This is a genomic window from Longilinea arvoryzae, assembly GCF_001050235.1.
Taxonomy (GTDB): Bacteria; Chloroflexota; Anaerolineae; order Anaerolineales; family Anaerolineaceae; genus Longilinea; species Longilinea arvoryzae.
Window position 1 is genome coordinate 3,001,255 of sequence record NZ_DF967972.1, and the last position, 20,812, is coordinate 3,022,066.

Sequence of the window (20,812 nt, forward strand, 5' to 3'; positions counted from 1 at the left end):
ATTATAAAATGAATATTCCTTTTCGGTGCGGTCAACGTTGACGATTTCCCTTTGGGCCGACTATTATGACCAAAAACCTCCTTGACCTTTTGTTGAGGGTTAAGGAGGTTTTTGCTCTTTCGATAATTATCTTGGCTGGGGGTAAAGGATTCGAACCTCTACAAGCAAATCCAGAGTCTGCTGTCCTGCCATTAGACGAACCCCCAAGAACTGCGCGAGCAATATTATACGTCAGGTTGAAAGATACGTCTAGGGTTCAACGAAATTTTAAGGCGCTTATTCCGGCAATCCTTTCAACAGCCGAATTGCATTCTCCATGCGCGCGAGTACGGTTTCACGCCCGACGATTTCCATGCTCTCGAACAACGGCGGGCTGACGCGCTGCCCGGTGATGGCTTCGCGCATGATGCCGAACACCTGCCCGGCGCTGAAACCGGATTCTTCCAACAGCTTGCGCATGGGAGGCTCGGCGGTTTCCAGGCGAAGATCCGGCAGCGCCGCCAGAATCGCCAGGGACTTTTCGGCAATTTCAGCGGATTGCCTGGCCGTCAATCCCTTTGCAATCAGGTTTTCGGGTACCGGTGTAATTTCGTCCTTGAAGAAGAAACCCGCGAAATCGACCGCTTCATCCAATGTGGCAATGTGTTCCTGAATGATCGGGGCGATCCTTAGGAGCGTGGCGTCATCCGCGGCAAAACCCTTCTCCATGAAGAAAGGCTTGATTCGCCGGGCCAGGTCCTCATGCGTCAGGGAGCGGATATGCAGGCCGTTGAAATGATCCAATTTCGAGAAATTGATGGCCGCCGGCGATGGATTCAACTTTTGCAGGCTGAACTTATCCACCAGATCCGGCAGGTTGAAGAACTCGGTATGATCGTCATAACTCCAGCCCATCAATGAGATCCAATTGACCACTGCTTCGGGCAAATACCCCAGGGATTGGAGGTCCTTGATGAAGATGGAATGGCCGTCTTTCATCAGATCGGCCTTTTCACGCTTGCTCATCTTGCCTTTGCCGCTGGGTTTGAGGAAGACGGATAGGTGAACCCAGGCGGGTTCCTCCCACCCCAATGCGCGATGGATCATCCCGTGCAGCGGGAAGGTCGGCAGCCATTCGGATCCACGAATGACGTGCGTGATTTTCATCAGGTGGTCGTCCACGGCTGCGGCGAGGTGATATAAGGCCAGTCCATCCGACTTGACGATGATGTAATCGTCCAGAACGCGGTTTTCGACGGTGATCGGGCCCCGCACAACGTCGGTTACCGTGGTCGTGCCCTCTTTGGGCGTTTTGAAGCGAATGACGTACTTTTCACCGGCCGCGATCCGCCGGGCAGCTTCATCCGGGTCCAGATTGCGGCAGGTGCCATCATAATGCGATGCTTCTTTACGGGCTTGCTGTTCCTGACGAACCCGTTCCAGGCGGTCGGGCGTACAAAAGCAATAATAAGCGTAACCTGCATCGACCAGTTGTTTGGCGTAATGCTGGTAGATCTCTTTCCGTTCCGATTGGCGGTAAGGGCCATAAGGGCCGCCGATGTCCGGACCCTCATCATAATCCAGGCCCAACCAGCGCAGGCCGTCGATCAGTTCCTGCTCGGCGCCTTCCACAAGACGTTTTCGATCGGTGTCCTCGATCCGTAGAACAAATTGCCCGCCCGTTTGACGAGCCAACAAATAATCATAAAGCGCGGTTCGAGCTCCACCAAGATGTAGGTGACCGGTGGGAGATGGTGCAAAACGGACACGTGCGGGTTGTAGATTTGTTTGAGTCATAATGTTCCCTAAAATTCCTGAGGTTTACTGTGCGCAGCCACGCTTTCCACCAGTCCAATACCAATCACGAGAGAGAGAAGTGAGCTACCGCCATAACTTACGAATGGAAGCGTCAAACCAGTGACCGGGATGACATTCAGATTGACACCAATATTAACCGATGTTTGGAAAAATAACAAAGCCGCAAATCCATAGGCGAGTAACGATCCAAATGGGTCCGCCGCGCGGCGAGCGACCCGGATGCAGCGTAAAATGACAAATATCAGGATCGAAATCACAAGAATTGTGCCAATGAAGCCGAATTCCTCGGCCATCGAGGCAAAAATAAAGTCGGTGTGACGGACTTTCAGAAAGCGCAACTGCACCTGCGAACCATGGCCGTACCCCTGGCCGAACCAACCGCCTGAACCAATCGTAATCAGGGCCTGTTCGACGTTGTAATTATCACCGTAACTCGCATTGGGATTCGGGAACAGGAAGTTAAAAATGCGTTGCTGTTGATATTGCTCCAGAAAAGGAAACAATATCGCCGCAAGGACGATGCCGATGACCGCGAAGAAGATGATGTATTTAACGGGCAATCCACTCAACCAGAGCATCGCAGCCCACACAATGATGATCACGATGGACGTGCTCAGGTTGGGCTGCAACAAAATCCAGATCACCATGCCCGCGGTGAGGATAAAACTCTTCAGAATCGTTCGTATGTCATGAATGCGGTCTTTATTGCGGGCGAAAAAATCTGCCAGCACGATGATCATGATAATCTTGACCAGCTCAGAGGGCTGAATATTAATGCCGGCGATGACGATCCAGCGCGTCGAACCGAACGCAATATTTCCGATCAAGAGAATGATGATCAGAAAGACGATTCCGAATACATAGAAAAGGTTGGCAAGCGACGACCAGTAGCGATAATCGATCATCGCAACCACCAGGATGATGAATAATCCGAGGATTACGAATTCGGTTTGACTTTTATCACTATTGGCCAGATCGATATTTCCCGCGATGGTAGAACGAATCATAGCAATCCCAAAAATGCACAGGACTACCACCGCGCCAAATAGCCAATAATCAAAGTGCCGCCAGACTTCTTTATTAAACATACGCCCAACTTAGCGGGTCTTCCGGCTTGCCGCGCGGATGGGTATATCCGCCAGCAAGCGTTGCTGTCTCCCTTCCTGCATCATGTCGATCCGAACTGCTTGCGGGTCAATCTCAATATACCGCGAAATTACCACCAGAAGCTCATTCTTAAGGGATTCTAATTCGGCCGGCGTCAGGTCCGTTCGGTCGTTGATCAATACCAACTTCAAGCGGTCTTTCGCAGTATCAGCGCTCTTGACGTTCTTTTTGCTTGCCAACCAATCCAACCAATCTGCCATGTCAATCCCCTCCAGGCCGGATGATCCGCGTCAGCTTTTGGAAGAAATCCTCCTTCTCCTCCAAATTCAAGAATGGGACACTTTCGCCCTTCAAGCGCCGTGCGATATTTTGAAAAGCCAGGCCAGCATTGCTCTTGGCTTCCAGAGCCACCGGTTGGCCGCGATTGGAGCTCACAATGACATTTTCGTCTTCGGGGACGATGCCAATCAATTCGATCGCCAGCAGCTCCAGAACATCATCTGGCGCAAGCATGTCGCCGCGTTTGACCATTTTGGTATTCAAACGATTGAGAATTAGCCGGGCCGGACCTTTTTCTTCCGATTCGATCAAACCGATAATCCGGTCGGCGTCCCGAACCGAAGAGACTTCCGGATTGGTCACGACCAGAACCGTATCGGCCGGGGCAACCGAATTTCGGAATCCGCGTTCGATTCCGGCTGGTGAATCGATCAGGATCCAATCGAATTCGTCGCGCAGGTCGTCCGTCAGCCGCACCATATCGCTGGGAGAGATCGCGTTTTTATCCCGGGTTTGCGCCGCCGGTATAAGGTACATCTCAGGCATGCGCTTATCGCGAATCATCGCCTGCCGGAGCCGGCAGCGCCCTTCAACGACGTCTACCAGATCATAAACGATGCGGTTCTCCAGCCCCAGAACGACATCCAGGTTGCGCAGGCCAATATCGCCATCGATACATACGACCTTTTGGCCGCCCGAAGCCAGGGCGACAGCCAAATTCGCCGTGGTGGTCGTCTTTCCCACACCGCCTTTTCCAGATGTAACAGTAACGACAGTCGCTGCCATGCTACTCTTAGCGCTCCTTTGATTTCCAGGGTTCGATGAGAATGGTCCCATCATGAATCGCCGCGCAAACCGGCTGCGAGGGCATCTTTTTGAAGGGTAAATTGGCGACCAGATTGGCTATGCGCAGTTGGGTCGGCTCGAGTGTGATCGCGCACACCACCGCGGTGTCATCTCCGTCCGCGCCGGCAACAATCGACCCGCGCACCCTTCCCCACACGATCACATTCCCTCCGGCGTTGATCTCGGCGCCCGGGTTGACGTCGCCCAAGACGGTCACATGCCCGTGGGAGGTGATCTTGAATCCGGATCGCAGCGTCCGCCGCACGAACACACCGTTTTCCCCTTCCAGCGTGGTGTCCAGCGGCCGGATGGTCCGTTCCGGCCTCGGCACCGACAGGCGCGTTGCCAGCCCCAACACCTGAGCAGTCTGCTCGGTCACCGGGCTCGAGCTGACCACCGCCCATAAGGATATGCCGCGATCGGATAACCGATCGCGTAGCAGACCCAGTTCTGCGGCATGCAGGACGCGGTTGCCAACTTCCATGGCCATTCGAGCCCCCTGGAAGAAACTGGCCTTCCCCTCGATATTGGTCAACAACGCGTCCTGGACTCCAGCCCATTCGCCTTCGCCCAGAGTCACCAGTAAACCGTCTTTTATGCCTTTGATTTGCACGATCTGAGGTTCGCTCACGTATATTTTCCCGGATTACGATTTCAGTTCGATGAGGTCACCGGGCGCAATTGCGGCCGATTGATTGTGAAACACCCATTATAGCAAAGATTAGCGGATTTACCGTTCTAATCAGGGCGTCGTTGTTGTCGTTGTCGTACTTTCGCCCGACTTGAGCTCGAAGTAAGCCTCCATCACTTGCCGCACGATCGGCGCCGCGACCGTTGAGCCTTCGTCGCCGTTGTACACAAAAGCCACCACCGCAATTTCCGGATCATTATAGGGCGCATAACCGACATACCAGGCATGCGCCGGCCAGGAACCGGAAATGCACAGGTTCTTGGCCTGGGCGACGTTATCGCAATATTCCGCCGTGCCGGTCTTCCCCGCGGACGGGACATCGAATCCATCGAACACGGTGGTCGCCGTACCATCCACAACAACTTCGCGCATGCCCTCCTGGGTCATTTCGATAACCCAGGGTTGGACCGTTTTCTTTTCGCCCGTGGTTTGATAATTCTCATCGTAAACTTGAATCTTCGGATCTTTGGTGAGATCCCAGAGCATTTCGGGTGTGAAGGTCTTGACGACAGTGCCATTCGCGTCGGTAATATCGTGGATGATGGTCGGGCGCATCAATTTCCCGTCGTTCGCGATCGTGGCCGCTGAAGTGAGCACCTGCAGTGGCGTCGCCAGGACGTATCCCTGACCAATCGTGGCGATGTAAGTGTCGCCAGTCGACCAGTTCTCGCCCTGGTTGATCCGTTTCCAGTTCGGGTCAGGAATCAGACCATCCGCCTCACCCGGCAATTCGATCCCCAGGGTTTGTCCGTAGCCCAAAGCGCGCGAGTATTCCCCGATACGCCAGATGTTGAGGCCTTCTTTGACTTCGTTCTGATAGCCGCCGCCTACTTTATAGAAATACACGTCGCACGAAAGGGCAACACCGCGCAGGAAATTGACCATACCGTGGCCTTTTCCGGTCGTTTTGTAGGTATAGCACACATAATCCCGATTTCGTCCGGTGTCGTTTTCGGAATATTTCTCGGTAATCGTAATGCGGCCGGGATCTTCGATCTGCTGCTCAGGCGTGACGACGCCTTCATTCAGAATGCCGATCGCTGTCCCCAATTTGAAAACCGAACCCGGCGCCATCTCAGCCGAAATGGCGTGATTGAGCAGGGGCTTGTTGGGATCTTCGATCAATTGCTGGTAATAATAGGATGGAATGAGCCGCGCCATGCGGTTGTTTTCGTAATTCGGGTACGACACCATGGCCAGGATTTCCCCGGTCTTGGGGTTCATGGCAATCACGACGCCGCTGGGATATTTGATGTAACCAAATTTCTTGTTCCATTTATTGATCTGCTCGATCAACGCCGTTCGGGCCGCCAGTTGCAATCGTGTATCGATGGTGAGAGTAATATTGTTGCCGGGCGTGGGTTCCACCGGCGTCTGCAGGTCGCGAATTTCCTGACCGCCGACATCGACTTCGATGACGCGTTTGCCGTTCTTACCGACCAACTGATCATCCATCGAGAGCTCGACGCCCGCGTAACCGACCTTGTCGCGATTGGCCACAAATCCCGTGGCTTCAAGCTCGTCCTTCCGAGAAGCCGGAATTGGGCCCAGGAAACCAATGACCTCGGCTGTCAGGTTGCCGGTCGGATAATCGCGGACGGCCTCGATCTCGATACCGACCCCCGGCCAATCCTCCGCTCTCTCGCGGATGATCATCGCGGTATTGCTGTCGACATTACACTTCACGCGAACCGGATCGTAAGGCGCGTTCGTCCGGCCGATATAGACAATCTGGGTGATGCCCAGGTCGTTCTGGCAGGGCGAGAAATTGCGCACGGTTTCCTCATCGGTATTGCCCTGCGATACCGGCACACCGATCAGATCCGAAACCTGGCGGTAGATATTTTGAACCGTGCCATCATCTTCCGGCAAATTCGCCGGGGTGATTACCACATTATAAGAAGGCACGTTTTGAGCCAGGATATATCCATTGCGGTCGTAAATCAAACCGCGCGAAGTCGCCACGCTGATATCCGTCGTCCGGTTTTCATCCGCCTGTGCAGCGTAAACGTTTCCATTAATAATCTGCAAGGTGAACAACCGGTAAAGAAAAAAGCCGAAAACCAGCGCCATCAGGCCGTATATAAACATGTAACGCCATGATTCGAAAAAACCCTTGGGGGATTCTTTTTGTGTATTCATCCTTCGATCTCTTCTGGAAACAACCAATTCGCCATGTCGGACATGATGACATAGAACGGAACAGACATCACCAAATTCAACAGGATACTTGGTAGGGTAACCAAACTAAGGCTCTCCAGAATTGGGAGAGATGTACCGTTTACCATCATCGTCAGGATCGTTATCCCATGCTGAAGGAGGGTGCTGAGCAAAGTAAGCAGAAGCATCACCAGTAACGGCGCCTGCCAGACCTGACGTTTGAAGAATTGTACCAAAACGACGACCAGCATATAGGAAATGACCGAGATTATCGGCGGAATCGCTGAAGTGAACCCAACCATCGCGCCGGCTATTGCGCCCCAGAACCAGCCATTCTTCACGCGCCGCTGCAGCGTCCACGCGATGACGGCCAGTAGAAGGAAATCAGCCGTGCCCTGAAGCAATGGCAACCGGCTGACAACGCCCACCTGCAGCATCGTCAACAGGACCATCACCGGAATCGCGAGCAGATTTGCCCAGATCATGGAACGGCAGTCGGCAGTAAAGGCGCTATCTCGACCGGTTGGAAATTGGTGATGACCAGTACTGCCTGTAAATTGGTGAAGTCGACCGCAGGTTGGACGGCTGCGGTTTGAAAAATATCGGTTTCGACCTTTCGAGTGCTGAGGACCTGTCCGATCAAGATGTCAGACGGATACGTTCCGCCGATGCCGGACGTCAACACCAAATCGCCGGCTGTTACCGCCACATCCTGAGGGACCATTTCGAGCGTCAAATCGCCGGTAATCGAACCCACCAATTGAACTTCGCTTTCCTCGTTTTTCAAGCGAACGTTGACGACCGAAGATGGGTCTGTAATGAGTTGCACCCGCGAGGCAGATGCGGTCACTGCGGTAATACGCCCAACCAGGCCCTGAGCAGTAACCACGGGCATTCCATAGCGCACCCCATCATCCGATCCACTATCGATGATGACATAATGCATGAACGGGCTGGGGTCGCGGCCGATCACCGCAGCGGCTTTATAAGCATTCTCCGGGCGTGACCGGGCAAAATCGAGCAAGGCATATAACACATCAGCCTCGCGCAATTGGGATTGCAAATCGATGATTTGCGCCTCCAATTGTGCGTTCTGATCTTCCAGTTCTGCGTTTCGCTGACGGAGGCTGGCTACATCTCGCGGCACGGTCAGAAATTCAACGACCGCCAGATAACGCGTGGAAAGCCATTCCTGGACGGAAACCAGCGGATTCAAGGTTGTACGAATAAAGGGCGCCAGATAACCGCCCAGCGCCAGTAAGAAAACCCCAACCAGAATGAGCACGATAGCAAACGTTTGCCAGGTGCGTGGGGGAATCGATCTCATACTTCAGTTTCTCACTTCATCATCCTCTGGAAATCGATCTCTCCAGTGGAACAATGAAATTGCGATATTCAGGTTTGTCCAGATTCTCAAGGATCATGCCTGCGCCGCGCGCCACACAGGTGAGCGGGTCTTCCGCGACCCAAACGCGCAAATGCAGTTCATCTGAAAGCCGGTCCGGCAGCCCTTGCAATTGCGAACCGCCGCCCGCGAGACAAATTCCCGAATCGATCAAATCTGCCACAATTTCAGGAGGAGCTTCATCCAAAGCATCCTTCAAAGTATCCACAATCACCTGCAGCGATCCAGAAATGGCCTCGCGAATTTCCACTGAAGAGACATCGATGGCTTCGGGCAAACCGGTGACCAGGTTGCGGCCGCGGACCGTGACAGTTTTTTCAGTAGCCAGGGGATAAGCGGAACCGATGGCCATTTTTACCTGCTCTGCCATCCGTTCGCCGATGAACAGGTTGTATTTGTTACGAATGTACTGGATGATATCCTGGTCCAGTTCGTCACCGGCCACGCGCAACGAACGCGAGACCACGACGCCGCCCATTGACAGTATGGCGACCTCGGTCGTGCCGCCGCCGATATCGACGATCATGCTTCCGCGAACTTCGGAAACCGGCAGACCAGCGCCCAGAGCCGCAGCGCGGGGCTCTTCGATCAGATAGGCTTCACGCGCGTTGGCCGCCATGGCCGCGTCGTATACAGCGCGTTTTTCGACTTCGGTCGCGCCCGAAGGAATGCCAATGACCAATCGCGGCCGGGGCATTGCCACAAAAGTCTGCTGGTGGGCGCGCAGGATAAAATACCCGAGCATTTCTTTGGTAATTTCGAATTCAGATATCACGCCATCCCGTAACGGGCGAATGGCAATGACATTGGCCGGTGTTCGGCCGACCATTTCTTTGGCCTGTGCACCAATCGAAATCGGCGCTCGAGTACGCTTATCGATGGTTACCCAAGAAGGTTCATTGATCACGATACCCTTGCCGCGGACATGCACCAGCGTATTTGCAGTCCCAAGATCAATGCCAATATCCAAGGAAAACAGGCCCAATAGCCAGTTGATTGGGTTGAATGCCAAGCGGCGCTCCTTATTGCTGGTTCAGGGAATCCTGTCGTAAATGCAATTACGATCAAAAATCATTGGAGATCATTATACCATAGACAATTTAACCGGATTATCCATAAACAGGCTCCAAGAATCCAATCCTAGAATTTTCAAGGCTGGACAGGGTTGAAATTTCGAATATAATAACAACATTGCGCGGGTGTCGCCAAGTGGTAAGGCAGTAGCTTCCCAAGTTACCATCCGTGGGTTCGAATCCCATCACCCGCTCCACCAAGCAGAGAAACCTATTCGAATTGGGCAGGTTATTACCGCTAAATTGAGGCAGAAAGCCTCAGAACAGAAAGGTGATAACCTCCATGAAGCTCTCAAAAGCGATCGAAGGGTATTTATTGGATAGCAGCACAACTCATGCGGTTGCGACTGTCTATCTACGAAAAGCATATTTGGGCATGTTTTGTGAATATGCAGAGGATCCTGATCTGACGTCAGTCACATCGGATGACCTCGCGCGCTGGCTGGCTTATCTGAAGAACGACTATGTTCCGCACCGATTTCCGAGTGCTAAAACGATTGGCCCACTTTCTCCCTCTGCCCTTGATAACCACTGGAAATCACTGCGGTCATTTTTCGGTTGGTGCGAGCGCAAGCTCAAACTACCGCGGCCCGACCTTAGCCTTCAGAAGCCGAAATACAAATTGCCAGAAGTTGTACCTTTTACCCAAGAACAGATGACTAAGCTCTTCACATACGCGACAAACAACTTCGCGGATGGAGAAACCAGGAAATACAAAATGTCCAGGCCAACAGGATTGCGCGACGTCGTAATATTGACACTGTTGATTGAGACCGGTGTGCGCCTGGGTGAGTTGTGCCGGATGCAGGTGCAGGACCTGGATAAAGATGGCAGTCTGGTGGTACGCCCCTTTGGGTCCAGCCGGAAATCTCGCCCCAGAATGGTTTATCTCGGACAACGAGCACGGTTCCATGTCTGGCGATATCTGGCCTCCAGGGAAGATTTGAGACCTGAAGATGCGATTATCCCTTTGGCCCCCGATCGAATTCGGGCTTTACTGTATTCGTTGGGACAGCGCGCAGGCGTCAACGATGTACATCCCCACCGTTTTCGCCATACTTTTGCACTTGAGTATCTCAGAAACGGTGGGGATGTTTTTACATTACAGCGTTTACTGGGCCATTCGACGCTGGATATGGTCCAGCACTATATTGCCATCGTCGAGACTGATAAACGAAATGCACATCGTGCTGCCAGTCCAATGGATAAATGGCGAATTTGATGATCCAACAGGGTGATGATGTTTTTGCTATAATATAAGTGTCTGGCAGACTGCTGTAAGTGGGCGGTCACCGCTGGGAGATGAGCGCCCGGCAATCCTTAAACGGATTGTCGGGCGTTTCTTTTTTTTTCATTCAAAAGGAGGTTGTATGTTCAAGATGTTTTTGCTTATGCCTGCCGCCGCGGTCATCACACCCGGACAGGCCATCTCACATGTGCTCGTGATGCTGGGGGAAATCCTGCTGGCATCGTTCATCATCGAGCGCGGCGTTGAATTTCTTTTTGGCACCGTTTCCAATCTGCTGGTCGGGATCTTCCCGGGATTGAGCGGGCTGCTGTTGCCAAACCAGCAAAACGGGAAGGCCGGACCGTTCCGATCTGGATTCATCCAGTTCATGGCGGTCATCTTTGGCATTTTCAGCGCCTGGATTTGGAAATTCGATCTGTTCTACCTATTTGCACAATTGCGCATGTTCCTGGCCGGCGGTGCCGATGGGGAGATTTTGGTTATTACCACATGGGGCATTGTCCTCACCGGCATTGTAATCGGCATGGGTTCTGTGTTCATCCACGAGCTGTATAAAAACTATTTCGGGAAGCAATCTCCCGTGCCGCTGGATGAACTCGAAACCTTCAAGGCGGGGTAAAGCATGCCAACCGATGCATTACCCACCGCGGCAATCTGGGACGGCTACGCGGTAGCCGGGATCGTGTTCGTCGTCATTCTGGTGATGGCCTGGTTTGTCTGGAAAGCCTTTCGGGAATATCGTGTTTGGCAAACAGCGGAGAACCAGGCGCAGCGGAAATGGCAGGATGAACAGTTCGTATTGCGCCAGACAGAAAACGAAAAGCAGCGCGCCTGGAATGAACAAATGGAGCACCGCCGTTCCCAAGAGGCCTCTACCCGCGACGAACAGATGCGCAAGTTCATGGCCGCTCAACAGGAAAAACAAATCCAGGCCGATCAAGAAACAAGCCGGGTGCTGAACAGCCTGGTCAGCCGGATCGATGGATTAACAGCCGTGATGGCTGCCCAGTCGAAAGCACTGAGCGACCACGACGCAAAGGTAGAACAACGTTTTGCCGCCGCTACCACTCCAAAACGGCGTGGGAGCGGATAACCGGGAGGTGTAATGAAATCCCTGGGTAAATCGACGTTTGCCTGGCAAATCCCCACCATCCTGGGTGGGGATGTTGACAAGATTGCGGCAATTCTCAAGGCTGCCAACTTCCAATCCGTGATCATCCACTCCGAGACACTGGCCGCCTGGAAGTTGAACAAGCGGCCCGAATTTGTAAAGGCGCTGAAATCCGTTGGCATTACTCCTGTGGGTGGCGCCGCGGTGTATGGTGTGGATCCTGCGTCGGAAGGTCGGCAGGCGGCCGCGCTCTGTAAGGAATTTGGCCTGTCGGCGTTTGTGTTCGACGCCGAAAGCACCTTCGATGCATCTCCAAATTCCGATAGCGGCGCAGTAAAACTCATCAAGGCATTCCGCGCAGACGCCCCAGGCGTACTGGTCGGATGGTGCTGGTGGGCAATGTACCAAAGCAAACCAGATAAAAAAACTGGCAGGATTGTTAACTGGCATCCAAAATCTGTACTCTGGTCCGCCATGACGCCCGGCTACGGTGATGCAGATTTCGGAATGATGATGGCCTACTGGTCATGGGGTGACAGCCCGCAGGCCGCGATCGCGTACCTGAAGGAAAGCTGGCGCCAGTGGCGGGAAGTGACAGATAAACCACTGGTTCCGGCGGGACGTGCCTACATTGGCGATGGTGGAACCGCAACACCGAAGGCGATCACCGCTTATGAGGATGCAGCTCGCCTGCTTGGCGCTGTTGGCGTTTGCTGGTGGAGTCTGCAGCATGCACTGGATGCAGTCCACCTGCCAGGTGTTTGGGATGCTCTTGCCAAGTTGACACCTTTTGAGGATGTCATAGAGCCGGCGCCTGAGCCTATCCCCCAGCCTAATCCAGAACCCGATCCGGTAGGCCTTTACATGATGGCCACTCGTTTCGTCAATATACGGGCAGCGCCAACTACGGCCAGCAAAGACCTGGGCGATGTGAAACCCGGAGAACAGGTAGGGCCGATCATCGGCATCGCCGGAGGGAGATCCGGCGCGTGGGCGCACCTGGCCGATGGCCGCTATGTATGCGCCGCCGATCCGTTTGGGAACGTTTACCTGGTCGAAACAAAATGACAGAAGACGTAAGTCAGCCCTGGGAACAGCAAGACGGAGAACCGAACCGCTGGTATCAGCGGTTCAACGCGTTTCGTCTGGCTGGCCCAGGGCGATCGATTTTGACTGTTTCGAATGCCGAAAAAGCATTGAAAGGACGGAAAGAGTCAAAATACACACCCGGATCCTGGCGAAATGCGGCTGAAAAATGGCAGTGGAAGATGCGCGCCAACGCATGGGATCAGCATCTGACGGACCAAAAAGAGGCTGCGCTCGAAGCCAAGTGGGGCGGGGAGATCATGCAGCAGACGGAGATCCTGGGCCGGCTGAGCGAGCAGGGACGCGTGAACCCGGACATCTTTTTCAAGCGAACGGCCGTGCCACGCCTGAACCTCGAAGGCCAGCCGATCAAGGATGAAGACGGCAACGTCATGACCTATGAGATTGTCGATCTGGACTGGGATGCGGTCCATGAATATGGACACCTGATCAAAAAAATGGAGCAAACCCGCTATGGGTGGAAGATCGAGCTGCAGGATGTGCAAAACGCCCTGATTCACATGGGGAAACATCGGAAACTTTTCACGGACAATGTCGACCTTACCAGCAACGGGAAGCCGTTGCAAAGCGCAAAGGAACTGAATGATGATCAGTTACGCGAAGCCGTCGGACGTCTCGGGCAGGTCAGTATGGCGTTCGCAGGCAGAAGTGCTCTACCAGAAGCAGGTGGAGATGCTGAGGGAAGCGATCCAGAGGGACAAAGGCCGGAAGACTCTGACGCCTGAAACCGTCGCTACCTATGCAGCGCTGCACCTGACGGATGATGATGGGCTGCCGATCACGCCGGCCGCACACCACTGGTTGTGGCTGCGGCTTTTATGCGATGAGAGGATCAAGAAATTGCTGATCATCGCACCGCCCGAAAGCGCAAAAACCACATGGGCGATCAGTGCCTACTTGGGATGCAGGATCGGGTTCTGGCCCGAGCAATCGATCATCATCGGATCAACGTCCGGATCCGTGGCCGAGAAGCGCAGCATCAGTCTGCGCACGGCGATTGAAAGCGCGGGTTGGCAGGCCACCTTCCCAGATGTACTGCCGGTGAAAGCAAAATCAGGCCTGGAATACACGACCACAGAATGGAGCGTGGCGCCAAACGGAGAACCGCGGCCGGGACGGCTGCACCCAACGATCGCGGCATACGGAACGGGCGGCAGCGTTATCGGATCGCGGGCTGACTTGGTGGTGGCGGACGACCTGCTGGACTTCGACAACAGCCGCACGGCGCACCAAAGGGAGCTGGTGGAATACTGGTTTCACAACAGCCTGCTCAGCCGGCGCAAGAGCCGCACCGGGCGCGTGATCATGATCGGCACGGCCTGGCACCATGAGGATATCTACAGCAAGGCGCGACGCGAAGGCGGATGGGTGACCTGCCACGTTCCGCTATTGAGCGAAACCACCGAGGTGTTCGCTACGATATCCTACCCGGACAACTGGCAATTTGAGATGCTGGGCGAGCCGGTGGGAAGGGCCGAAGCATGAAAACGATGCGGTATTTGGTGCATTCGAATGGGCCGGCGTTGTGGCCAGAACACAAACCGCTGACCGAAGTGATGGCGTTGAAAGACGAGACGATCGCCAGCGTATGGAATGGCACCTACCAGGGCAACCCGACACCGCCCGAAGGGTCAGTGTTTTTGCGGGAATGGTGGCATGGCAAGAACCGTTTCGACGCCGGCGACGACGGCTTGATCCAGGCGTGCATTGCCCGTTGGATCAGTTTCGACACCGGTCTGAAGGATGAGAACACGAGCGCCTACACCGCTGCGGTGATCGGCGAGCTGTGGCGGGATTACAGGATGGCGCTGCGGTACGTGTGGCGGGCCAGACTGCAATTCCCCGACCTGCCGGCGAAGATCGAAAGCCTGGCCAGGGAGTACAACCGGGACGGAAAGCTGCGCGGGATCATCATCGAAGATAAAGCGAGCGGCATCAGTGCATTGCAGACGCTGAGAACCACGGCAGACGCTAGCATCCGGCCGCTGCTGATCGCTTTCCAGCCATCGGGCGACAAACCGACCCGGGCCAACCAGGCGGCCGTGTACTGCAAGAACGGATCGTTGCTGCTGCCCCACCCCAGCAACGCGGCGCCGTGGCTGATGGACTTCGAGGATGAGCTGTTCGACTTCCCCGGATCCGCGTTCAAAGATCAGGTTGATTCGTTCTCACAACTCATATTGTTCACTGAAAATTTGCTTGCCGCCGGCTATGAGGCGAGAAAGGCACAGGAAAAATGAAATCCATCATCAATCGGACGGCGCCGCAGAAGTACAAAGTCGATGCTGAGCTGAGCCTGGCGGACACTTACGCGGCGCTGGAGTTCTACTATCACAACAACGGCATGTACACCCTGCTCCAGCAGGACCTGATTGCGAACGGCATCTGGACCGAGGGGATGCTGGGCCTGCGAAACCCGGCGCACCGGGTGGTCGAGTTTTACGTGGCGAAGCTATGGCCAGGACAACTCTCGGCCGCATTGCCGATCGTGACCGAGAACAAGCGCATCGTCGAGCCGATCCAGCAGGTCTGGAAATGGTCAAACTGGGGAGTGAAGAAACAACCTGCCGCCCGTTGGTTCTCGAACTTTGGGGACCTGTTCATCAAGGTGGCCAGCAATGGCAGTGCAGGCGTGCCGGCGGATAAAGTATTTCACCAGCTATTGAAACCGGCGTATGTCACGGACATGCGCGCAGATGAGCGGGACTACCTGACCTTCGTGCGGATCGACATTCCACAAAGCAGGATGGTCGATGGCCGCTGGAAGTCGTTTTATCACACGGAAATCTGGAACAAAGCCACACAACTATATCAGCGCTGGGAAAGCGACGGCCCAAACGTGGGCATCGAACGGTTGGGGGCAGCGATCGAAACGAAGCAATTCTCGGATTTCGCCATCGACTTCATCCCGATCGTGCACGCTAAATTTCAGGACATCGGGGAGCCGCGCGGGATGGGCGCATTCACGCACGCGCTGGACAAAATCGACGAAGCGAACCGGATGGCGACCCGGTTGCACCAACTGCTGTATCGGTTCAATGACGTGCTCTGGGCAATCAGCGCGAACGCGATGGACGCGAGCGGCCGGCCACTGCCGGCGCCGATGGTGGACATGAACGGAAAGCCGCAGAGCGATGACGGCACCACGACGATCGGAACGGGAACGAAGGTGGCGCGAATGCCCGGCAACAGTGATATCAAATCACTGGTACCCGATTTGAAATATGCGGATGCACTGGCCATCCTACAAGACCACATGAAAGAGCTGGAAGCCGACCTGCCGGAGATGGCATATTACCGACTGCGGGACCAGAGCAAGGATCTATCCGGGAAGGCCATCCGGTATCTGCTTTCGGACGCGATCGACAAGGTGCTGGAGGCGCGCGGTAACGCGGAAACAGCGCTGGCCAGGGCAGATGCAATGGCGCTGACGATGGGCGTAAAACTCGGTTTGTTCAAGGGTATCGGCGAGTATGAAGCTGGCGATTTCGATCACAACTTCGGCGAACGCAGCATCATCCCGTTGAGCGACTCGGAAAAGCGCGAGAACGCGGAGGCCGATTATCGGCTGGGCGCAAGTAAAAAGACCCTTCTAACGTCGTTGGGATACGATGCCAAGACGGAATTGGCGGAGCGCAAGGAAGAAAACACCGCCCTGGGTAACGGTTTGCTGGCCGCTTTCGATAAAGGCGATGAGGATATCGCGTAATGCCGACCATTTATGAGCAGGGCCGGGCTTTCCAGCGCGAGCTGCTGCAGCACGAACGTGCTGCGGCGAGCGAGATGGTGCGCTACTATGGCAATATCTGGCGTTCACTGAACGATCAAATCCAGACGCTCGTGCAGTCCTACTATGCCGACCCCGAGCACCCGGCCAACTGGCTGTATCGCTACGATCGGTTGAACACGCTGCGGGCACAGACTGAAGCACAGATCCGTGAGTTCGCCGCCTACGCCAATACCAGCATCCGGTCACAACAACTATACGCAGTCGAACAGGCGCAAAGCCACGCCGAACAACTCGTCCGACTGGGGTTGGGAACACCGCCCGAAGGCGTGACCCTGGATTTCAACCGGCTCCCCACTGAAGCGTTGAGCGACCTGATCGGTTTCCTGAGCGATGGCAGCCCGTTGAGTTCGTCACTGGCGGAGCTGGCAGGATCGGCCGGCCAGGCGGTAGCGGATGGATTGGTGACCGGTTTGGCGCTGGGATGGAACCCACGCCGGATCGCTGCATCCATCCGGCAGGCGCTGGGCGGTGACCTGGTGCGGGCGCTGAGGCTGGCGCGAACCGAGACCCTGCGCGCCTACCGGGAAAGCACACGCAGGAACTATCAGGCGAATTCGAACGTACTGCACGGCTGGATCTGGATGTCGGCAAGGAACGAGCGGACGTGTGGAATGTGCTGGGCGATGCACGGGACGAAGCACGGGCTGGATGAGATGCTGGACGATCACCCGAACGGACGCTGCACGATGCTGCCGTGGACGAAGACCTGGGCAGAATTGGGGTATGACGGTGTTCCTGACAATCCGGAACTGGAGCCAGGCAGTAAGTTGTTCGAAAAGCTCAACCCGGAAAAGCAGCGGGCAATCCTGGGCCCGGCGAAGTATGCGGCCTGGCGAGATGGCAGGTTCACCCTCTCCCAAATCGTTGGCAGGCGAAACGATCCGCGATGGGGATCGATGCGTTTCGAGAGGAACCTGAAGGACCTGATCGGGGAGGATGCGACAAATTACACCCGGCTGGCGCTGATGCAAACCCTGAAGAGTGCTGGTAATTCAGTGGACGACCTGGTCAGGATTGGTTACCTGGGCCTGCGGGATTTATCACCGGAAGAAATCAGGAGGATCCAGGAAGAAGTTGCGCGAATGCCCTTTGCGACGAGGACGGTCAAAGTTCCTCTGGTCGATCGCGGGAAAATCATCGATGGCGTCCAGCTCGAAAGATATACCCGTTCGGATATCTATCATCTTTACAAGCACATCAAAGATCGACAATGGCAGGCCGGTGCCACATCTGAAATGTATTTTGGGGATTTACGGCAGGCCATCCGGAACGCTGAGCGCATTTCAACGTATCGACATCAAAACGAGCAGGTAGTTGGCTTTCTGTCCAATAACAGCATTGATGCTTCCCATCTTGGCCTGAAGCCAGAGAATTTTGTGTACGTTGTTTATTCGATTAATCAACATGCTATAATTACAGGGTATCAAACCAGTGGTCTGAGCATGCTGACCATCCCAGAGGGCGCCGTATGGTTGAAATGAAGGAACGAGTTAAAGTTATTGAAGAGACTTTCGGTCTGCTCGAATCCTACTGGGCGGATGAAGTACCTGAAGCTATTGCGCATATGGATTGGTCAGATTTTGATCTGCTCAATTTCGTGGTTGAAGCCGGAGTGCCATACGATCAGTATAACTGGTTGATCAAATACATCGGAGAAGACCTGAAAACCGAGTATGCCGATCGCCTGGCGGCGTTGGATGCGATCATTGCGAAAAACGAGCCGGGGCTGAAGGAGTTGTTGAAAACGACTTAAAGTCCTGCTACAATTTATTTATACATTTGCTGCTACTGCTGTAATCGAGCGGTAGGATCGGAAGATGAGCTCTCCGGGAACTGTCATGGTTCCTGGAGAGCTTTTTTTTATTACTCCACACGCAAACTGAAAAGCGGCAAAACCAGGTCACAGGAGAAAAGGTCATGTTCAAGTTTGGATTTGGTCAGGAATGGTTCGACAAGGACGGCGGTGCAGGCGGCGGCGCAGGTTCCGGTGACGGGGCAAGCGGCAACCCACCCGCTCCTGGCGCGAGCGCAGGCGGTACCGGCTCTTCCGGTACAGGTGGAACGGGGAACGTCCCCGGCGACCAGGGCAAAAACGCCTCTGGCGAACAAAACGGTAATCCACCGGCGGGCGCAATCGTTTTTCAGTCGCAAGCGGATATCGACAAGGTCATTCAGGAGCGCCTCGACCGCGCGAAGAAAAGGGCGGAAGAAGACACGAAGAAGGCAACCGATGCCGCGACAGCCGCAGCCGCCGCGAAAAACGGTGAATGGGAAAAGGTGGCCCACCAGCACGAGCAAACCCTAAATGAGCAAGCAAAAAAGCTCGAAGAGTTTGATGCGTTGCAGGAAAAAGCCACGAAGTTCGAGGACGCGCTGAAGAAGCAACTCGAAACCTTGCGGAAAGATTTGCCGGCTTCGATCACGGCGCTGCTGGACAAACTGGACGCAGCCGAACAGCTCGAATGGTTGGCCGTGAACCGCGAAAGCCTGACCAAAAAGGGGCCGGACGGCGTGCCCCCCACTCCGCCGCCGAATGGCGACGGAGACGGCAAAGCAAGTGAGGAAGCGCGGAAGACGTTCCAACGCCAGTCGCGCAGTTGGTTCTAAGGAGAGTAACCAATGGCAAATCTTGTTATTACTTCTGCCCGCCTGGTCAAGGGCGCGGATGAGCACCAGCTCACCATGCCGGCCGGCGTGGCTATCGTCGCCGGGCAGTACGTGCGCCCGGACAGCGTTTCGGGCAAGTGGGCGCTGGGTAACGCGGCCGCCGCCGGCAACATCGGCGATGGCTTCATCGCGTTGAACAGCGCCGCGATCGGCGAGCCCGTCACGGCCGTAAAGGGCCCGTGTATCGTCGATATTGGAGAAGCGCTGGCCGCGTTGGGCTACGGCGCGGTGGTGTATCTGGCCGATGCCGATGGCACACTGGCCGACGCGGCCGGAACCGTCAGCACGAAGGTCGGGAATGTGGTACCCGGCTGGGGCGCTGTCACCCCGGACAAACTGCTCCGGGTCTCTTTGGCGTAAGGGGAGGTGAAGAATGCCTAACGTCAACGCATATGGTTTCGTCGGGCTGGTCGACCTGTTCAACCAGCGCATCTCCTCGATCCAGAACGGCACCCAGCGGGTCTGGGATGCCATCCGGAAAAGCGTCGATGAATACAACCGCGTGGCACAGGCTGTGCTGGCCGAGTTCGTGGAAACCACCACGATCGCCCAGGAACAGTTCGAGCTGCCAGGCGACGGCACCCTGCAACCGCTGGATGAAAACGGCAACCCGATGCCGGTCCAGCCGTCTGGCAGTTATCAGACGGCGTACCCGATCCAGGGCGGCGGCACGGCCTGGGGCGATGATCGCATCAGCCGCGAGCTGATGACAGTGGAAGAGGCCGACCGGAATACAGCGGATTCGTTGCGCCGGGATGCGAACTGGCTGGTGCGGCACTGCCTGGCCGCCATGTTCACCAACACCACCTGGACGTTCAACGATAAGGTGGGCGCGAACGGGTCGAAGGGTCTGGGCAACATCACCATCCAGCCGCTGGCCAACGGCGACGCCGTGAAGTACATCCGCAAGGGCATCAAGGAAGCCGCGACGGATAATCATTACCTGGCGCAGGCAGCCGAGATCCTGGATGCGAGCAACCCCTTCCCGGCCATCAAGGCCGAGTTGCACGAACACCCGAGCAATATGAACGCGCCGATCGTGGCCTACGTGGCGAGCGACCTGGTTGCGTCGATCCAGGGCCTGACTGAGTTCGTCGATAAGGACGACCCGGACATTGCGCCGGGAGCCAACTCGGACACGCTTTCGGGGATGATCAGCGCCGGTCCGGGCGACACGGTGCTGGGCAAGACCAAGAGCGGCGTGTGGATCGTGGAATGGGGCGCTTTGCCCGACCATTACATCCTCGCGAAGGCGACGGGACGCCGGCCGCTGAAGATGCGCCAGTTCCCGAGCGCTCCGTTGCAGGGTTTCTTCCCTGAAACCCACAACGTGGACGGGAACCACATCGTGAAGCGCTTCCTGCGCTACGCAGGCTTCGGCGCGAGCGACCGGGTGGCTGCGCTGTGCATGCGGATCGGGAACGCGGCCTATGCGATCCCGGCCGGGTTCACCGCGCCGCTGGCGGCATAAGAGCCCCCTCCAACCTCCCCCAAAATAAGAATTTTGGAGGAGGGGAAGTGAGGAAGAAG

Annotated in this window: 22 protein-coding genes and 2 tRNA genes; 14 read left to right on the forward strand and 10 right to left on the reverse strand. The window is 55.4% G+C overall.

Going from position 1 to position 20,812, the window contains the following annotated elements; all coding sequences use genetic code 11:
• Positions 1–132 precede the first annotated feature (132 nt).
• The 10 genes from LARV_RS13300 to mreB all read right to left on the reverse strand — a co-directional run bounded on the left by LARV_RS13300 (position 133) and on the right by mreB (position 9,297).
• A tRNA-Gln gene (locus tag LARV_RS13300) sits at positions 133–206 on the reverse strand.
• Positions 207–276: 70 nt separating this feature from the next.
• Complete coding sequence (gene gltX / locus LARV_RS13305) at positions 277–1,776, reverse strand: glutamate--tRNA ligase (protein ID WP_075074094.1); 1,500 nt, start codon at positions 1,774–1,776, stop codon at positions 277–279.
• An 8-nt stretch (positions 1,777–1,784) separates the two neighbouring features.
• Complete coding sequence (locus LARV_RS13310) at positions 1,785–2,885, reverse strand: FtsW/RodA/SpoVE family cell cycle protein (RefSeq protein WP_075074095.1); 1,101 nt, start codon at positions 2,883–2,885, stop codon at positions 1,785–1,787.
• A 9-nt stretch (positions 2,886–2,894) separates the two neighbouring features.
• Complete coding sequence (gene minE / locus LARV_RS13315; protein WP_075074096.1) at positions 2,895–3,164, reverse strand: cell division topological specificity factor MinE; 270 nt, start codon at positions 3,162–3,164, stop codon at positions 2,895–2,897.
• Position 3,165: 1 nt separating this feature from the next.
• Complete coding sequence (gene minD, locus LARV_RS13320) at positions 3,166–3,969, reverse strand: septum site-determining protein MinD (RefSeq protein ID WP_075074097.1); 804 nt, start codon at positions 3,967–3,969, stop codon at positions 3,166–3,168.
• A gap of 7 nt (positions 3,970–3,976) precedes the next feature.
• The gene (minC, locus tag LARV_RS13325) at positions 3,977–4,660 is read right to left on the reverse strand and encodes a septum site-determining protein MinC (protein ID WP_172797873.1); all 684 of its coding nucleotides are present in this window, start codon (positions 4,658–4,660) and stop codon (positions 3,977–3,979) included.
• Positions 4,661–4,771: 111 nt separating this feature from the next.
• Positions 4,772–6,862 (reverse strand): penicillin-binding protein 2, encoded by a 2,091-nt coding sequence (gene mrdA, locus LARV_RS13330; RefSeq protein ID WP_075074098.1) that lies wholly within the window; start codon positions 6,860–6,862, stop codon positions 4,772–4,774.
• Complete coding sequence (locus LARV_RS13335; RefSeq protein ID WP_075074099.1) at positions 6,859–7,365, reverse strand: hypothetical protein; 507 nt, start codon at positions 7,363–7,365, stop codon at positions 6,859–6,861. Before LARV_RS13335 ends, mrdA begins: the two co-directional genes overlap by 4 nt.
• Positions 7,362–8,207, reverse strand: a complete 846-nt coding sequence (gene mreC, locus LARV_RS13340; RefSeq protein WP_075074100.1) for a rod shape-determining protein MreC — start codon at positions 8,205–8,207, stop codon at positions 7,362–7,364. Before mreC ends, LARV_RS13335 begins: the two co-directional genes overlap by 4 nt.
• Before the next feature lie 19 nt (positions 8,208–8,226).
• Entirely contained in the window at positions 8,227–9,297 is a 1,071-nt protein-coding gene (gene mreB / locus LARV_RS13345) for a rod shape-determining protein (protein WP_075074101.1), read from the reverse strand.
• Between the two features lie 183 nt (positions 9,298–9,480).
• On the opposite strand from mreB, the gene LARV_RS13350 reads away from it, so the two are divergent.
• The 14 genes from LARV_RS13350 to LARV_RS13415 all read left to right on the forward strand — a co-directional run bounded on the left by LARV_RS13350 (position 9,481) and on the right by LARV_RS13415 (position 20,753).
• A tRNA-Gly gene (locus LARV_RS13350) sits at positions 9,481–9,555 on the forward strand.
• Positions 9,556–9,641: 86 nt separating this feature from the next.
• Complete coding sequence (locus tag LARV_RS13355) at positions 9,642–10,580, forward strand: tyrosine-type recombinase/integrase (protein WP_075074102.1); 939 nt, start codon at positions 9,642–9,644, stop codon at positions 10,578–10,580.
• 148 nt (positions 10,581–10,728) lie between these two features.
• Complete coding sequence (locus LARV_RS13360) at positions 10,729–11,226, forward strand: hypothetical protein (protein WP_075074103.1); 498 nt, start codon at positions 10,729–10,731, stop codon at positions 11,224–11,226.
• Between the two features lie 3 nt (positions 11,227–11,229).
• Positions 11,230–11,700: a hypothetical protein gene (locus tag LARV_RS13365; protein WP_075074104.1), complete on the forward strand. Its 471-nt coding sequence runs from the start codon at positions 11,230–11,232 to the stop codon at positions 11,698–11,700.
• A 12-nt stretch (positions 11,701–11,712) separates the two neighbouring features.
• Complete coding sequence (locus tag LARV_RS13370; protein ID WP_075074105.1) at positions 11,713–12,786, forward strand: hypothetical protein; 1,074 nt, start codon at positions 11,713–11,715, stop codon at positions 12,784–12,786.
• Entirely contained in the window at positions 12,783–13,550 is a 768-nt protein-coding gene (locus LARV_RS13375; protein WP_075074106.1) for a hypothetical protein, read from the forward strand. The genes LARV_RS13370 and LARV_RS13375 overlap by 4 nt, the downstream gene beginning before the upstream one ends.
• Positions 13,498–14,310 carry a hypothetical protein gene (locus tag LARV_RS13380; RefSeq protein WP_075074107.1) on the forward strand — a complete coding sequence of 271 codons (813 nt, stop codon included), beginning with the start codon at positions 13,498–13,500 and terminating at the stop codon, positions 14,308–14,310. Before LARV_RS13375 ends, LARV_RS13380 begins: the two co-directional genes overlap by 53 nt.
• The gene (gene terL / locus LARV_RS13385) at positions 14,307–15,065 is read left to right on the forward strand and encodes a phage terminase large subunit (RefSeq protein ID WP_075074108.1); all 759 of its coding nucleotides are present in this window, start codon (positions 14,307–14,309) and stop codon (positions 15,063–15,065) included. Before LARV_RS13380 ends, terL begins: the two co-directional genes overlap by 4 nt.
• Entirely contained in the window at positions 15,062–16,534 is a 1,473-nt protein-coding gene (locus LARV_RS13390; protein ID WP_075074109.1) for a hypothetical protein, read from the forward strand. Before terL ends, LARV_RS13390 begins: the two co-directional genes overlap by 4 nt.
• Positions 16,534–18,096, forward strand: a complete 1,563-nt coding sequence (locus LARV_RS13395; RefSeq protein ID WP_075074110.1) for a phage minor head protein — start codon at positions 16,534–16,536, stop codon at positions 18,094–18,096. Before LARV_RS13390 ends, LARV_RS13395 begins: the two co-directional genes overlap by 1 nt.
• Positions 18,084–18,368 (forward strand): hypothetical protein, encoded by a 285-nt coding sequence (locus LARV_RS13400; RefSeq protein WP_152031799.1) that lies wholly within the window; start codon positions 18,084–18,086, stop codon positions 18,366–18,368. The genes LARV_RS13395 and LARV_RS13400 overlap by 13 nt, the downstream gene beginning before the upstream one ends.
• A gap of 164 nt (positions 18,369–18,532) precedes the next feature.
• Positions 18,533–19,222: a hypothetical protein gene (locus LARV_RS13405; RefSeq protein ID WP_075074112.1), complete on the forward strand. Its 690-nt coding sequence runs from the start codon at positions 18,533–18,535 to the stop codon at positions 19,220–19,222.
• Positions 19,223–19,234: 12 nt separating this feature from the next.
• Positions 19,235–19,642 (forward strand): hypothetical protein, encoded by a 408-nt coding sequence (locus LARV_RS13410; protein ID WP_075074113.1) that lies wholly within the window; start codon positions 19,235–19,237, stop codon positions 19,640–19,642.
• Between the two features lie 13 nt (positions 19,643–19,655).
• Complete coding sequence (locus tag LARV_RS13415; protein ID WP_075074114.1) at positions 19,656–20,753, forward strand: hypothetical protein; 1,098 nt, start codon at positions 19,656–19,658, stop codon at positions 20,751–20,753.
• The last annotated feature ends 59 nt before the right edge of the window (positions 20,754–20,812 follow it).

Coding starts and splice junctions, on each gene's coding strand:
- gltX (WP_075074094.1), bottom strand. CDS start 1,776: ATGACTCAAACAAATCTACAACCCGCACGTGTCCGTTTTGCACCATCT.
- LARV_RS13310 (WP_075074095.1), bottom strand. CDS start 2,885: ATGTTTAATAAAGAAGTCTGGCGGCACTTTGATTATTGGCTATTTGGC.
- minE (WP_075074096.1), bottom strand. CDS start 3,164: ATGGCAGATTGGTTGGATTGGTTGGCAAGCAAAAAGAACGTCAAGAGC.
- minD (WP_075074097.1), bottom strand. CDS start 3,969: ATGGCAGCGACTGTCGTTACTGTTACATCTGGAAAAGGCGGTGTGGGA.
- mrdA (WP_075074098.1), bottom strand. CDS start 6,862: ATGAATACACAAAAAGAATCCCCCAAGGGTTTTTTCGAATCATGGCGT.
- LARV_RS13335 (WP_075074099.1), bottom strand. CDS start 7,365: ATGATCTGGGCAAATCTGCTCGCGATTCCGGTGATGGTCCTGTTGACG.
- mreC (WP_075074100.1), bottom strand. CDS start 8,207: ATGAGATCGATTCCCCCACGCACCTGGCAAACGTTTGCTATCGTGCTC.
- LARV_RS13355 (WP_075074102.1), top strand. CDS start 9,642: ATGAAGCTCTCAAAAGCGATCGAAGGGTATTTATTGGATAGCAGCACA.
- LARV_RS13360 (WP_075074103.1), top strand. CDS start 10,729: ATGTTCAAGATGTTTTTGCTTATGCCTGCCGCCGCGGTCATCACACCC.
- LARV_RS13365 (WP_075074104.1), top strand. CDS start 11,230: ATGCCAACCGATGCATTACCCACCGCGGCAATCTGGGACGGCTACGCG.
- LARV_RS13370 (WP_075074105.1), top strand. CDS start 11,713: ATGAAATCCCTGGGTAAATCGACGTTTGCCTGGCAAATCCCCACCATC.
- LARV_RS13375 (WP_075074106.1), top strand. CDS start 12,783: ATGACAGAAGACGTAAGTCAGCCCTGGGAACAGCAAGACGGAGAACCG.
- LARV_RS13380 (WP_075074107.1), top strand. CDS start 13,498: ATGCTGAGGGAAGCGATCCAGAGGGACAAAGGCCGGAAGACTCTGACG.
- terL (WP_075074108.1), top strand. CDS start 14,307: ATGAAAACGATGCGGTATTTGGTGCATTCGAATGGGCCGGCGTTGTGG.
- LARV_RS13390 (WP_075074109.1), top strand. CDS start 15,062: ATGAAATCCATCATCAATCGGACGGCGCCGCAGAAGTACAAAGTCGAT.
- LARV_RS13395 (WP_075074110.1), top strand. CDS start 16,534: ATGCCGACCATTTATGAGCAGGGCCGGGCTTTCCAGCGCGAGCTGCTG.
- LARV_RS13400 (WP_152031799.1), top strand. CDS start 18,084: ATGGTTGAAATGAAGGAACGAGTTAAAGTTATTGAAGAGACTTTCGGT.
- LARV_RS13405 (WP_075074112.1), top strand. CDS start 18,533: ATGTTCAAGTTTGGATTTGGTCAGGAATGGTTCGACAAGGACGGCGGT.
- LARV_RS13410 (WP_075074113.1), top strand. CDS start 19,235: ATGGCAAATCTTGTTATTACTTCTGCCCGCCTGGTCAAGGGCGCGGAT.
- LARV_RS13415 (WP_075074114.1), top strand. CDS start 19,656: ATGCCTAACGTCAACGCATATGGTTTCGTCGGGCTGGTCGACCTGTTC.